This is a genomic window from Bradyrhizobium sp. B097 (assembly GCF_038957035.1).
Classification (GTDB): domain Bacteria; phylum Pseudomonadota; class Alphaproteobacteria; order Rhizobiales; family Xanthobacteraceae; genus Bradyrhizobium.
This window is the reverse complement of sequence record NZ_CP152412.1, coordinates 9,079,994-9,094,044: the sequence shown is the minus strand read 5'-3', so window position 1 is coordinate 9,094,044 and position 14,051 is coordinate 9,079,994. Positions and strand designations below refer to the sequence as shown.

The 14,051-nt window shown below is 65.2% G+C and carries 12 protein-coding genes; 1 reads left to right on the top strand and 11 read right to left on the bottom strand.

Annotated features, from left to right (window positions below):
• Nucleotides 1–51 precede the first annotated feature (51 nt).
• The gene (fabV, locus tag AAFG07_RS41835) at nucleotides 52–1,224 is read left to right on the top strand and encodes an enoyl-ACP reductase FabV (RefSeq protein WP_342725354.1); all 1,173 of its coding nucleotides are present in this window, start codon (nucleotides 52–54) and stop codon (nucleotides 1,222–1,224) included.
• 111 nt (nucleotides 1,225–1,335) lie between these two features.
• On the opposite strand, the gene AAFG07_RS41830 is transcribed toward fabV, so the two are convergent.
• From AAFG07_RS41830 to rimP, 11 genes are all read right to left on the bottom strand, one after another.
• The gene (locus AAFG07_RS41830) at nucleotides 1,336–1,932 is read right to left on the bottom strand and encodes a glutathione S-transferase family protein (RefSeq protein WP_342725353.1); all 597 of its coding nucleotides are present in this window, start codon (nucleotides 1,930–1,932) and stop codon (nucleotides 1,336–1,338) included.
• Nucleotides 1,929–2,405 (bottom strand): GNAT family N-acetyltransferase, encoded by a 477-nt coding sequence (locus AAFG07_RS41825; protein ID WP_342725352.1) that lies wholly within the window; start codon nucleotides 2,403–2,405, stop codon nucleotides 1,929–1,931. Before AAFG07_RS41825 ends, AAFG07_RS41830 begins: the two co-directional genes overlap by 4 nt.
• A gap of 129 nt (nucleotides 2,406–2,534) precedes the next feature.
• Nucleotides 2,535–3,269, bottom strand: coding sequence for a superoxide dismutase (locus tag AAFG07_RS41820; RefSeq protein ID WP_342725351.1), 735 nt, complete (start codon nucleotides 3,267–3,269; stop codon nucleotides 2,535–2,537).
• Nucleotides 3,270–3,477: 208 nt separating this feature from the next.
• Complete coding sequence (pnp, locus tag AAFG07_RS41815) at nucleotides 3,478–5,634, bottom strand: polyribonucleotide nucleotidyltransferase (protein ID WP_342725350.1); 2,157 nt, start codon at nucleotides 5,632–5,634, stop codon at nucleotides 3,478–3,480.
• 316 nt (nucleotides 5,635–5,950) lie between these two features.
• Nucleotides 5,951–6,220 (bottom strand): 30S ribosomal protein S15, encoded by a 270-nt coding sequence (gene rpsO, locus AAFG07_RS41810; RefSeq protein ID WP_016844725.1) that lies wholly within the window; start codon nucleotides 6,218–6,220, stop codon nucleotides 5,951–5,953.
• Nucleotides 6,221–6,222: 2 nt separating this feature from the next.
• Nucleotides 6,223–7,332, bottom strand: a complete 1,110-nt coding sequence (gene truB, locus AAFG07_RS41805; protein WP_342725349.1) for a tRNA pseudouridine(55) synthase TruB — start codon at nucleotides 7,330–7,332, stop codon at nucleotides 6,223–6,225.
• The gene (rbfA, locus tag AAFG07_RS41800) at nucleotides 7,332–7,742 is read right to left on the bottom strand and encodes a 30S ribosome-binding factor RbfA (RefSeq protein ID WP_342725348.1); all 411 of its coding nucleotides are present in this window, start codon (nucleotides 7,740–7,742) and stop codon (nucleotides 7,332–7,334) included. The genes truB and rbfA overlap by 1 nt, the downstream gene beginning before the upstream one ends.
• A 160-nt stretch (nucleotides 7,743–7,902) precedes the next feature.
• Nucleotides 7,903–10,605: a translation initiation factor IF-2 gene (infB, locus tag AAFG07_RS41795; RefSeq protein ID WP_342725347.1), complete on the bottom strand. Its 2,703-nt coding sequence runs from the start codon at nucleotides 10,603–10,605 to the stop codon at nucleotides 7,903–7,905.
• 107 nt (nucleotides 10,606–10,712) lie between these two features.
• Complete coding sequence (locus AAFG07_RS41790; RefSeq protein WP_342725346.1) at nucleotides 10,713–11,399, bottom strand: RNA-binding protein; 687 nt, start codon at nucleotides 11,397–11,399, stop codon at nucleotides 10,713–10,715.
• Nucleotides 11,400–11,414: 15 nt separating this feature from the next.
• Entirely contained in the window at nucleotides 11,415–13,028 is a 1,614-nt protein-coding gene (gene nusA / locus AAFG07_RS41785; RefSeq protein WP_342725345.1) for a transcription termination factor NusA, read from the bottom strand.
• A gap of 3 nt (nucleotides 13,029–13,031) precedes the next feature.
• Nucleotides 13,032–13,808, bottom strand: coding sequence for a ribosome maturation factor RimP (gene rimP, locus AAFG07_RS41780; protein ID WP_342725344.1), 777 nt, complete (start codon nucleotides 13,806–13,808; stop codon nucleotides 13,032–13,034).
• Between the last annotated feature and the right edge of the window lie 243 nt (nucleotides 13,809–14,051).

Genomic DNA, 14,051 nt, shown 5'->3' with positions numbered 1-14,051 from the left:
GGTCCGCAGGCAGCGAATGGGGATATTGCAACGATCCGGAATGGGGTGGGAATGATTATTGAACCGCGCGTGCGAGGCTTCATCTGCACGACGGCACATCCCGTCGGCTGCGCCACGAATGTCCGCGAACAGATCGCTTACGTTCTCAAGCAGGGCCCGGTCGCGGACTGCCCGAAACGCGTTGCCGTGCTGGGCTGCTCGACGGGCTACGGCCTCGCGAGCCGCATCGTCGCGACCTTCGCCGGCGGCGCGGACACGATCGGCGTGTCGCTGGAGCGCGAGCCGTCGGAAAAGAGAAGCGCCAGCGCCGGCTGGTACAACAACCGTGCCTTCGAGATCGAGGCCCAGAAGATCGGGCGCTCGCCGCTTACGCTGGAGGGCGATGCCTTCTCCGACGAGATGAAGAAAGACTTCATCGCGCGTGTGCGTGAGAAGTTCGGACAGCTCGACATGCTGGTCTACAGCATGGCGGCGCCGGTCCGCACTGACCCCGACACCGGCAAGACCTATCGCTCGGTCATCAAGCCGCTCGGTGCCCCGGTCGAGATCAAGACGCTCGACACCGAGACCGGCGAGGTGTTCCAGACCACCCTCGAGCCGGCGAACGAGGAGCAAACCGCGGCCACGGTCGCGGTGATGGGCGGCGATGATTGGAAGCGCTGGATCGACCAGCTCGCCGATGCCGGCGTGCTGGCGCCCGGCTTCCGGACGCTCAACTACACCTATATCGGCAGCGAACTGACCTGGCCGATCTACTGGAACGGCACGCTCGGCCGCGCCAAGGTCGATCTCGACAGCAAGGCGGAAGCGATCCGGGGCCGGCTCGGTGCGGACGCCGCCCGCGTCGTCGCGCTGAAGGCCGTGGTCACCCAGGCGAGCTCGGCCATTCCGGTGGTGCCGCTCTATGGCACGGTGCTGTTCAAGGTGATGAAGCAGCTCGGGCTCCATGAGGGCTGCATCGAGCAGATCGACCGCCTGTTCCGGACGAAGCTCGGCAAGGGCGTCGCGCTCGACGACGCGCAGCGCATCCGGGTCGACGACTGGGAGCTGTCGCCCGAAGTGCAGACGGAAGTGTCGCGGCGCTGGCCGCTGCTCACCACCGAGACGCTCGGCGAATTGGCGGACCTCGGCGAATACAAGAGCCAGTTCCTCCGCCTGTTCGGCTTCGGCATCGACGGCGTCGACTACACGCAGGACGTCGATCCGCGCGTCGTCCCGGACTAGGGCCGGGACCACCGCTCCGTAGCCCGGATGGAGCGGAGCGCAATCCGGGACAGACGTTGACGTGGAGATAGTTTCCCGGATTTCGCTTCGCTGCATCCGGGCTACATCGCGTTATCCCGCCGCGATCTTCTCCGCGCGCTGGAACGCGGGCCGCGCCACGCAGCGGTCGATATAGGCCTCGAATGACGGCCGCGGCGGCACCATCTTGAACACGCGCACCGCAAAGTTCAGTCCCGCGCCGATCGCGATGTCGGCGGCGGAGAACTGATCGCCGAGGATCCACGGCCCCTTCTGCAACTCGGCATCGAGCACGTCGAACACCTGTGCCGCGCTGCCCCACGCCGCGGTGCTGGTCGGTACCTCGAGCTTGGTGAAGAGCTGGATCAGCGCCGGCTCGATGCAGCTCGGCGAGAAGAACAGCCATTGCAGATAGCGTGCGCGCTTCGGATCGTTGGTGGCCGGCGCGAGCTTGGTCTCGGGGTAGCGGTCGGCGATATAGGCGCAGATCGCGGCGGCCTCGGCGAGCCGGGCATCGCCGTCGGTCAACGCCGGCACCTTGCCCATCGGGTTGATCTTGAGGAAGTCCGGCGACTTCTGTGCGCCGGTGCTGATATCGGTCAGCACCCGTTCGTAAGCCAGGCCGGATTCTTCCAGGAGCCAGATGGCTGAGAACGAGCGCGAGCGCGGCGACCAGTACAGCTTGATCATGGGTTAGCCTCCGATGTGCGGTTTGTTCTCTTCCACCGGTAGTGCTTCATCATGAAGCCGGTAACCGGATTGATCGCCTCCTTCTCGAACACAAAACCCTCGCGCTCGTACCAGCGCCAGGCCTTTTCGTTCTCGCGGACGCATTTCAGCCAGATCTCGTCGGGCATTTGCCGGCGCGTGAAGGCGAGCAACTCGCGTCCGAGGCTCTGGCCCTGGTGGGTGGGCACGACCATCAGCTGGTCGAGCAAAAAGGTCGGCAAGTGCAGCGCCAGCATGGCGGCGATGGTGCCGTGATCGTCGGCGACAAACAGGCTCCAGCCGCCTGCGATCTCGCGCGGCAGACGGGCGCGCAGATCGTTCAACAGGCTTTCGCTCGCCTGCGAGAGCCCGGTCGAAACCCAGCTGTCCATCCAGGCGCGTGCGATCTCGTCAAGTTCGTCGGGACGGGCAGGGCGGATGATCGGCCGTGTCATCACTGTTTCCTTGGCGCTCGTCACCGGGAGGGCGAGGCTCCGGGCGTACAAAGCAGAAAGCCCCGCGATGGGTTCGCGGGGCCTTCAACTCTAGCGCAGCCGTTCGTAACGAGCGAGCCCTCCGCCGGCTCACACGCCGAGCGTGCCGGCCTTGGCGGCGGCATAACGCTCGGCCACGGCCTTCCAGTTCACCGTATTCCACCACGCCTTGAGATAATCGGGCCGTCGGTTCTGATAGGTCAGGTAGTAGGCGTGCTCCCAGACGTCGTTGCCGAGCAGCGCGCGCTTGCCGTCCATGATCGGATTGTCCTGGTTCGGTCGCGTCTCGATCGCGAGCGTGCCGTCCCTGGTCACGGTGACGAACACCCAGCCGGAGCCGAACACGCGTCCGCCGGCGGCGTTGAAGTCGGTCTGCAATTTCTCCAGGCCGCCGAGGTCGCGGTCGATCGCGGCGAGCACTTCGCCGTCGGGCGTGCCGCCGTTCGGTCCCATGATCTGCCAGAACATCGTGTGGTTGGCGTGGCCACCCATGTTGTTGCGCACGCCGGTGCGGATCGCGTCCGGCACGTCGCCGAGATTGGTGAGCACCTCGGTGACCGGCCTCTCCGCGATTTGCGGATTGTCCTTGGCGAATGTGTTGAGGTTGGTGACATAGGCTTGGTGATGCCGGTCGTGATGGATCTCCATCGTCTTGGCGTCGATATGCGGCTCCAGTGCATTGGTGGGATAGGTCAGCGGGTCGATCTTGAATGGTCCGGCTGGGGCCTGCGCCGCGGCCTGGCCGAGCACGAGGCGTGGCGCTGCTGCAACCGCGGCAGCCGTGGTTGCCGCAAGCACGAGATGGCGTCGGGATATGGGTGACATCGATTCCTCCTGACCTGAAACTCTGGTGTCGCTTTCGACAGAGCATAGCGAGATACGTGCAAGCCACCCTATGCCGTTTCGAACACGGTCATTGTGACGCTGCGTCGGAATCCCGCATTGCTGCGGCAGGGCGTCTCGCGCGCAAGCATCGCATCAAACAAAAAGGGCGGCCTTTCGGCCGCCCTTCGTCGTTTCATTTCAAACAGGCTTACTCGCCGGCAGCTTCGCGCGGGGCCGGGGCGTCGGTCTTCTGCTTGGCCTCGAGGTCCTCGCCGGTCTCCTGGTCGACCGCCTTCATCGACAGGCGGGTCTTGCCGCGATCGTCGAAGCCGAGCAGCTTGACCTTGACCTTGTCGCCTTCCTTGACGACATCGGAGGTCTTCTGCACGCGGCTGGCCGCGAGCTGGCTGATGTGGACCAGGCCGTCCTTGGCGCCGAAGAAGTTCACGAACGCGCCAAACTCCATCACCTTGACGACGGTGCCCTCGTAGATCTGGCCGATCTCCGGATCGGAGGCGATCGACTTGATCCACTTGATTGCAGCCTTCATCGCCTCGCCATCGTTGGAGGCGACCTTCACGGTGCCGTCGTCCTCGATATTGACCTTGGCGCCGGTCTTCTCGACGATCTCGCGGATCACCTTGCCGCCGGTGCCGATCACTTCGCGGATCTTGTCGGTGGCGATCTTGAAGGTCTCGATACGAGGCGCGTATTCGCCGAGCTCGGCACGCGCAGCGGTCAGGGCCTTGGACATTTCACCCAGGATGTGGATGCGTCCTTCCTTGGCCTGGCCGAGCGCCACCTTCATGATCTCCTCGGTGATGCCCTCGATCTTGATGTCCATCTGGAGCGAGGTGATGCCCTGGTCGGTGCCGGCGACCTTGAAGTCCATGTCGCCGAGATGATCCTCGTCGCCGAGGATGTCCGACAGCACCGCGAAGCGCTGACCTTCGAGGATCAGGCCCATGGCGATACCGGCGGTCGGCCGCTTCAGCGGCACGCCGGCGTCCATCAGCGACAACGAGGCGCCGCAGACCGAGGCCATCGAGGACGAGCCGTTCGACTCGGTGATCTCTGAGACCACGCGGATCGTGTACGGGAACTCGTGGTGCGGCGGCAGCACCGGGTGGATCGCGCGCCAGGCGAGCTTGCCGTGGCCGATCTCGCGGCGCTTGGTGCCGCCGAGGCGACCGGTTTCACCGACCGAGTAGGGCGGGAAGTTGTAGTGCAGCAGGAACGTTTCCTTGTACGTCCCCGACAGCGCGTCGATGTACTGCTCGTCCTCGCCGGTGCCGAGCGTGGTCACCACCATCGCCTGGGTCTCACCGCGGGTGAACAGCGCCGAGCCGTGGGCGCGCGGCAGCACGCCGGCTTCGGCGATGATGTTGCGCACGGTCTTGGCGTCACGGCCGTCGATGCGCTTGCCGGTGTCGAGGATGTTCCAGCGAACGATCTTGGCTTCCAGTTCCTTGAACACGCCGGCGACGCGGAGCTTGTCGTATTTCGGCTCCTGGCCTTCCGGGAAGAAGTGCGCGAGCACCTTCTCCTTGACGGCGCCGACCGCGGCATAGCGTTCCTGCTTGACCGGGATCGCGTAGGCCTTGCGCAGCTCCTGCTCGGCAATGCCAAGCATTTCCTTCTCGATCTCCGAATTGTCGATCGTGGTGACTTCGCGCGGCTCCTTGGCGGCCTTCTCGGCGAGCTCGATGATCGCGTTGATGACCGGCTGGAAGTGGCGGTGGCCGAACATGACCGCGCCGAGCATCACGTCTTCGTTGAGCTCCTTGGCTTCCGATTCCACCATCAGCACGGCGTCGGCGGTGCCGGCGACGACGAGGTCGAGCTGGGTCTCGGTCATCTCGTCGAGCGTCGGGTTGAGGATGAACTCGTCATTGGCGAAGCCGACGCGCGCGGCTCCGATCGGGCCCTTGAACGGTGCGCCCGACAGCGTCAGGGCGGCGGAGGCGGCGACCAGCGACACGATGTCCGGATCGTTCTCCATGTCGTGCGACAGGACGGTGACGATCACCTGGGTCTCGTTGCGCCAGCCGTCGACGAACAGCGGACGGATCGGGCGGTCGATCAGGCGGGAGACCAGCGTCTCCTTCTCGGTCGGGCGGCCTTCGCGCTTGAAATAGCCGCCGGGAATGCGGCCCGCGGCGTAGGTCTTCTCCTGGTAGTCGACCGTGAGCGGCAGGAAGTCGACGCCTTCGCGCGGCGTCTTCGCCGCGACGACGGTGGCGAGCACCACGGTCTCGCCATAGGTGGCCATCACGGCGCCGTCGGCCTGGCGGGCGATCTTGCCGGTTTCAAGTTTGAGGGGACGTCCACCCCAGTCGATCTCGACGGAATGCGAATTGAACATTTCGGTTTTCTTTCATGGTTTCACGAAAGCACGGCGCCCTGAAACACAAAGACCATGCCAAGACGGCGAGACACTGATGCGCTGCTGCGGTCAGCATCCGGCGATCCTGCCATGGTCCCTGGATTTCGGATGGCGTCCATCCTTTCGGTCGTCTGGGCATCTTGCCCGGTCCAGCGGCCGGATTGCTGCTGGACGCTAGTGTGCATGACGCGATGGCCATGCTGTTGCGCATGATCATCTTTCGACAATTCGAAAGCCCGAGTTCACGGACGACCATACGAAAACGCGCGCGAACCTCGCGCGCGTGCTTCTCAAATCAACGACGGATGTTGTGCTTCTCGAGCAGCGCCTTGTAGCGCGCCTCGTCCTTGCGCTTGATGTAGTCAAGCAGGGAGCGACGCGTCGACACCAGCTTCAGGAGGCCGCGGCGTGAATGGTTGTCCTTCACATGGCTCTTGAAGTGCTCGGTGAGGTTATTGATGCGTTCCGACAGGATCGCGACCTGAACCTCGGGCGAGCCGGTGTCGCCGGCTTTGTTGGCATTCGTCTTGATGACTTCCGCTTTGCGTTCGGCGGTAATCGACATCGTCAGTTACTTTCGTTGTTGCGAGCCGGACTGGCAGTCAGTCCGTTCAGGTTGAACACGCGCTTGGGGATGAGTTCGCCATTGCCAATCTCGGCAAGCGCGAGAAGCCGGCCTGCCACCGTGACATAGACTGTGCCGCTGGTATTGGGCGCATCCCGTCCGCGCAACAAAACGGCCTGGCCCCTATGGAGCCTTGCCGCATCAGCCCGTGTGACGGCCAGTGCCGGGATGTCGTCCAGCGCGGTCTCAACGGGCAAAAGCGCGTCGGCGAGGCTGCCCTCGCCAGACGCGGCTCTATTGCATAAAGCCTCCAACTGTTCCAGCGGAATCATGTCCCGCTCGGTAAACGGACCGACCAGGGTCCGCCGCAGGGCGCAGATATGGCCGAAACAGCCCAGAATCCGGCCCATATCGCGGGCCAGGGCCCGGACATAGGTTCCCTTGCCGCACTCGGCCTCGAACACGGATTGTCCATTATCTCCATGTTCTACAAGGGCTAATTCGTGAATCTCGACCGGGCGAGGCTTCAGTTCTACGGTCTCGCCGTCGCGTGCCAGATCATAGGCCCGCTCACCCTGCACCTTGATGGCCGAATATTGCGGCGGGATCTGCTCGATCACCCCAGTGAAGCGCGGCAGCAGGTCTCTGATCGAATCGGCGGTCGGCCGGCTCTCGCTGGTCCTGACCGGCCGTCCCTCGGTGTCGTCGGTGTCGCGCTCCTCGCCCCAGCTGACCGTGAAGCGGTAGCGCTTGCGGCCGTCCATCACGAACGGCACCGTCTTGGTGGCCTCGCCCAGCGCGATCGGCAGACCGCCGGAGGCGAGCGGATCGAGCGTGCCGGCATGGCCGGCGCGCTTGGCCTGGAACAGGCGCTTGAGCACGGCGACGGCCTGCGTCGAGGTCATTCCGATCGGCTTGTCGAGCACCACCCAGCCATGGACGTCGCGCTTGTCGCGGCGCGGCTGCTGGTTCTGCTTGCCGTGCTTCTGGCGCGGGTCGTTGTTGGTGCGGCGCACATCGTCGGTGCGCGGCCCGGCAAAAGCATCCCGCTCAGCGTCGCGCGCGTCGGCATCCTTCGCGTCGATCACGCTGTTGGTCGTCATCACAGTCATCACTCGTCGTCCGAATCGGGTGCAAGGTCTCGCTGCACCGCAGGTGTCCGCAGTAGTTTCTCGATGCGCTCCGCCTCGTCGAATCGCTCATCGACGCGGAAGCGAATGTCGGGTGCAAATTTCAGGTTGACGCGATGCGCGATCTCGCCGCGAAGGAACTTCTTGTTGCGCTCGAGCGCGGATATCACCGCGTCGGTGTCGCGTCCGCCGAGCGGCATCACGTAGACCGTGGCGAGCTTCAGGTCCGGCGACATGCGCACCTCGGGAACGGTGATGATGTGGCCTTCCAGATCGGGATCGTGGACCTCACCCTGCGACAGAATCTCGGCAACCGCATGGCGAACCGTTTCGCCGACGCGCAGCTGACGTTGCGATCCGCCGGGGCTGGAACTCTTCTTTTGACGGGGCATGACCTTCTTCCAAAACCGTCGCGCCCGCCGGCCTTGGCCGCGGGCATCAATGTCTAGCTTTGCTTTCAATCGGACGATGCGCCGGTGGCCGGACTAAAAGTCCGGCCACGTCGTCGCATTTTCAGTTAAATGGACCCAGACCGCTTCGTAAGATTTGGACTTACAGAGAGCGCTGGATCGTCTCGATGCGGTAACATTCGATCACGTCGCCGACACGCATGTCGCCGTAGTTCTCGAATGCCATGCCACATTCCTGGCCGGCGACCACTTCCTTCACTTCATCCTTGAAGCGCTTCAGCGTCGACAGCTTGCCTTCGTGCACCACGACGTTGTCGCGGATCAGGCGAACATTGGCGCCGCGTTCCACGGTGCCGTCGGTGACGCGGCAACCCGCGACCTTGCCGACCTTGGAAATGTTGAACACTTCCAGGATCTGCGCGTTGCCCAGCATGGTTTCGCGCAGCGTGGGCGCGAGCAGGCCGGACATCGCCTTTTTGATGTCATCCACGAGGTCGTAGATGATGTTGTAGTAGCGGATCTCGATGCCGTTGCGCTTGGCTGCGGCCGCCGCTTCCTTGTTGGCTCGGACCGAGAAGCCGATGATCGCGGCGTTGAAGCCTTCCGCCAGCGTGACGTCGGACTCCGAGATGCCGCCGACGCCGGCATGCAGGATGCGGGCGGCGACTTCGTCGGTGCCGAGCTTCTCGAGCGAACCCAGGATCGCTTCCAGCGAGCCCTGCACGTCGGCCTTGACGATCAGCGGGAACTCCTTGCGGCCCGCGGTCTTGAGCTGCGACATCATCTGCTCGAGCGAGCCGCGCATGCCGGAGATCGAGGCAGCCGCGTTCTCGCGCTTCTGGTGCGCACGGTAGCTCGTGACCTGGCGGGCGCGGGCTTCGTTCTCGACGACAGCGAGACGGTCGCCGGCTTCCGGCGGACCGTTGAAGCCGAGCACCTCGACCGGCACGGACGGGCCGGCCTCGTCGAGATTCTCGCCCTGGTCGGAGATCAAGGCGCGGACGCGGCCCATCTCGGCACCGGCCACGATGATGTCGCCGATCCGCAGCGTGCCGCGCTGCACCAGCACGGTCGCGACCGGACCACGGCCGCGATCGAGCTTGGCTTCGATCACGGTGCCTTCCGCCGGACGCTGCGAATTGGTCTTCAGGTCGAGGATTTCGGCCTGCAGCGCGATCATCTCGAGCAGCCGGTCGAGATTGGTCTTGTTCTTGGCCGAGACCTCGACGTCGACGACGTCGCCGCCGAGCGATTCGACCTGCACCTCGTACTGCAGCAATTCGGTGCGCACGCGCTCCGGCCGCGCATCGGGCTTGTCGATCTTGTTGATCGCCACGATCATCGGCACCTTGGCCGCCTTGGCGTGGTTGATCGCCTCGATCGTCTGCGGCATGACGCCGTCATCGGCCGCGACCACCAGCACCACGATGTCGGTGACCTTGGCGCCGCGGGCGCGCATCGCGGTGAACGCGGCGTGGCCGGGCGTATCGATGAAGGTGATCTTTTTGCCGCTTTCCGGCGAAGTCACCTGATAGGCACCGATGTGCTGGGTGATACCGCCGGCTTCGCCCGACACCACGTTGGCGTGGCGCAGCGCGTCGAGCAGCGAGGTCTTGCCGTGGTCGACGTGACCCATGACGGTGACCACGGGCGAACGCGGCTCGGTGTCGGTGGAATTGTCGACGACGTCGAACAGGCCTTCCTCAACGTCGGACGCGGCGACGCGCTTGACGCTATGGCCAAGTTCTTCGGCGATCAGTTGCGCGGTGTCGGCATCGATCACGTCGGTGATCTTGTGCATCGCGCCCTGCTTCATCAGCATGCGGATGACGTCGACCGCGCGCTCCGACATGCGGTTCGCGAGTTCCTGGATCGTGATCGCTTCCGGAATGACGACCTCGCGAATCAGCTTTTCCTTCTGCTCGTTCGCGGCGTGACCCTTCAGACGCTGGGTACGGCGGCGGAACGAGGCGATCGAGCGCTCGCGTACGTCGTCGGCGGTGAGCGCCGTGACGACGGTGAGGCGTCCGCGCTGCTTCTGCGGGCCGGGCTTCTGGGTGGTCTTCGGCGCCGCGACGGGACGCACGGCGCCGCCGGGACGGCGCACCAGGCGCGGACCTTCGTCTTCGTCCGCCGCCTCTGCGGCAACCCCCGGGGGCCTCGGCGCGACGACCGGCGTGCGCGCAGGCGTCGTGGTCGTGGTGCGGGCTGCCGGCGCCCGGGCTGCCGGAGCAGATGCGGGTGCGGCTGTGGCAGGCCTGGCCGGTGCAGCGGCAGGCGCTGCGCCGGGCTTGGCTTCGCCCTCGCCGAAGCGGCGCTTGGCCTCGACTTCGGCCTTGCGCTTGGCCTCTTCCTCGTGGCGGTGGCGTTCCTCTTCCGCCTTGCGGCGGGCCTCGGCGGCTTCACGCTCGACCTTCTCGGCAGCCTCGCGGACAGCGCGGCGCTTGGCTTCCTCTTCGGCCTGACGACGCTCCTCGATGTCGCGCTGACGGGCGTCGGCAAGCGCGCTGGCACGTGCGGAACGCTCGTCTTCAGTCAGGGTCGGCAGCACCACGCCGGAGCGGGTGTTGCGCTGTTGCTGGCCGGGAGGCGGGCCCGAGGGGCGGCCCTGCGGCGGCCTCGGGGCGGGCGCCACCGGCTTTGCAACCACGGGTTCCGGCGCATGCGCTTCGCCGGGGCCATCGCCACCGACGCGTCGCTTGCCGCGTTTCTCGACCACGACCTGCTTGGTCCGGCCGTGGCTGAAGCTCTGGCGCACGGTGCCCGTCTCGACGCGCGGCTTCAGCGACAACGTCTTGCTCGGGACACTCAGAGTCTTGTCGCCAGGGGTCTTGGTATCAACCATTCAGCAGTCCTAATCTCGTTTCGCTGTGCGTATGCCGCACAAATCCTTCAACTGTCGTCGTTTGCTGAGCATGATCCGGTCGGAAAGACGGCATCCGCCCTCCTGGATCAGGCTCTGGAATTTCTGGCCGCTTCGGCGGTCTTGTCGTCGTCGGCCATCCGGTATCGGACCAGTATCTGGCAGCGCGACAGGAACGTCTTGCTCGCCGGGCCCGCGAGCAGCGCAGCATGTATCACATTTGACCGCCCAAGTGCCAAATCCAATTCTTCCGACGTCAAAACATTGACGACGGCGATTACCGGCGATTCACCACGTTTTTCGCCCCTTTGCCTGACGATCGCGTCCAATTTGCGGATTCCGTCCGCTGCGCCGTCCGAAGCGTGGATCAGGGCTGCAGTTTCGTTCCGGTTGAGTGCGTCCTCGACCTTGCCGAAGCCCGCCACGACCTGACCGGCCTTGGCGGCCATCGCCAGGGCCTCGGTGACGCTGCGGACCAGGAGGGCGTCGGTGTCGGCGGGAAGGGTCGGCGCGACGCGGACATCGCGCTTGAATCCCTTGCTAAATTGGTGACGACGGACTGCTTCCGCAACGCTGCGCCGCGATGCGGAAACCCATAGTCCGCGGCCCGGCAGCTTGCGCTTGAGATCCGGGATCACCTCGCCCGTGGGCGCGATGACGAACCGGATCAGTTCGTCGATCGGACGCACCTCGCGGCTGACCGCGCACATCCGCGTGGTCGCGGACTTCTGCGTCCGCGGCCCATCGTCGAGATCGGGGTCAGCCTGAGCGAACATCCGTGGGGCATCTCCTTACGACGCCGTTTCTGCTTCGGCGGCCTCGGCCTCCTCAGCAGGCTTGGCAAGGTCGGCCTCGGTGATCCAGCCGGCCTTCAGACGGGCCTGCATGATCATGGCCTCGGCTTCGTCGCGCGAGACCTCGATGCCATCGAGGAACCCGGCATGCTTGGTCGGCTCGCCGCCTTCCTTGCGCTCGGTCCAGCCGACCAGGTCGTCGGTGGCGCAGCCGGCCAGATCCTCGACGGTCTTCACGTCGTTCTCGCCGAGCTTCACCAGTATCTTGCCGGTGACGCCGGGCACGTCCTTCATGGCGTCCTCGACGCCGAGTTCCTTGCGCTTGGCCTCGAGTTCAGCCTCAAGCTGCTCCAGATATTCGCGGGCGCGGGTCTGCAGCTCGGTGGCGGTCTCCTCGTCGAAACCTTCGATACCGGCGAGTTCCTTGACATCGACCAGCGCGAGTTCCTCGACCGAGGTGAAGCCTTCGGAGGCGAGCAGCTGGCCGACCACCTCGTCGACATTGAGCGCTTCCATGAACACGCGGGTCGAGTTCTCGAAGTCGGCCTGGCGGCGCTCCGACTCTTCCTGCTCGGTCAGGATGTCGATGTCCCAGCCGGTCAGCTGCGAGGCGAGGCGAACGTTCTGGCCGCGGCGGCCGATCGCCAGCGACAGCTGGTTGTTGGTGTCGGGAACCACGACCTCGATGCGCTCGCGGTCCTCATCGATCACGACCTTGGCGACTTCAGCCGGCGCCAGCGCGTTGACGACGAAGGTCGCGATATCGGGCGACCACGGGATGATGTCGATCTTCTCGCCCTGCAGCTCGTTCACCACGGCCTGCACGCGCGAGCCGCGCATGCCGACGCAGGCGCCGACCGGATCGACCGAGGAATCGCGTGAGATCACGCCGATCTTGGCGCGGGAGCCCGGATCGCGGGCGACCGCCTTGATCTCGACGATGCCGTCGTAGATCTCGGGCACTTCCTGCGCGAACAGCTTCGCCATGAACTGCGGATGGGTGCGCGACAGGAAGATCTGCGGACCGCGGGTCTCGCGGCGGACGTCGAAGATATAGGCGCGGACGCGGTCGCCGTTGCGGAACACTTCGCGCGGCAACATCTCGTCGCGGCGCACGATCGCTTCGCCACGGCCGAGATCGACGATCACGCTGCCATATTCGACGCGCTTGACGATGCCGTTGACGATGTCGCCGATGCGGTCCTTGAATTCCTGGTACTGCCGATCGCGCTCGGCCTCGCGCACCTTCTGCACGATCACCTGCTTGGCGGACTGCGCGGCGATACGGCCATATTCCAGCGGCGGCAGCGTGTCGGCGATGGTGTCGCCGACCTGGGCGCCCGGATTGGCGCGCTGCGCATCATGCAGCGAAATCTGGTTCGACGAGTTCTCGACGACTTCGACCACCAGCATGTGGCGGGTCAGCCGCAGCTCGCCCTTCTTGGCGTCGATTTCGGCATGGACGTCGGTCTCGCTGCCGTAGCGGGCACGTGCGGCCTTGGCGATGGCGTCTTCCATGGCCGCGATCACGATGGAGCGGTCGATCGACTTTTCGCGCGCAACTGCGTCTGCGATCTGCAGCAGTTCGAGTTTGTTGGCGCTGACTGCCATGGCTTAGTCTCCTTCGAATGGATCGATCTCGCCACGGCGCGCGCGTTCGGCGGCCAGGCGGTGCTTTTTGGTGTTGGTCGGGGCCGGCTTGGTGCCGGGCTTCTGAGCAGGCTTGGGTTTCGGCTTCTGACTCTTCGCAGGATCGCCCTTCTTGGCGTGGGCCGGCTGCGGCGGCGCGAGACCAAGCTCGCGGCGCAGCTCGCGCTCGGCGGCCTTGCCGCGGCGCATCGATTCCTCGATCAGCTCGTCGGTCAGCACCAGCCGCGCGTCCGAAATATCCTCCATCACCAGGAGAACTTCAGCGTCCTCGGTGGGACGCGGATCGTCGCGCTTGATGCGCACCGCATTGCCTTCGACGCCGGCGAGCAGGCCGCGGAACCGCTTGCGGCCCTGATGCGCCACCGCCATCTCGATCTTCACCAGATGCCCGGTATAGCGCTCGAAGTCGGAGCGGCGCACCAGCGGCCGGTCGATGCCGGGCGAGGAGATTTCCAGCCGGTAGGCGCGCTCGATCGGGTCGGCAACATCGAGCACCGGCGACAGCGCGCGCGAGATCGCCTCGCAATCCTCGAGCTGCATCGAGCCGTCGGGACGCTCCGCCATGATCTGCACGGTGCAGCCGGCGTCGCCCGAGACCTTGATGCGTACCAGGCGATAGCCCATGCCCTGCAGCACCGGGACCGCGACCGCGGCGACGCGCGCCGCGACCCCGGGCTCGACGACAAGCCGCGGCTCGGCGAGCAGTTCGGTGTCCACGGGCGTGGCGGTCGGATCGGTCATATCCAGTGTCAAAGGCTGTCTAAGGTCTATGGGTTGTCTGAGGTCTGTTGTGTTGATCAGGTGGCCTTAAGGGGCCGCTAACGCTACCTAAACTGGACCCGGCCTCGCTGGGTCCCGTCAGGTAATAAAAAAGAGCGGGTCCCGGGGGGCCCACTCTCCTACGCGATCGTATGAGATACCATAAGTTGCGGTGGATATAGCCCTTTTGCCGGGGTCCGGCAAGGCCTCCAGGCCCGGCGGAGG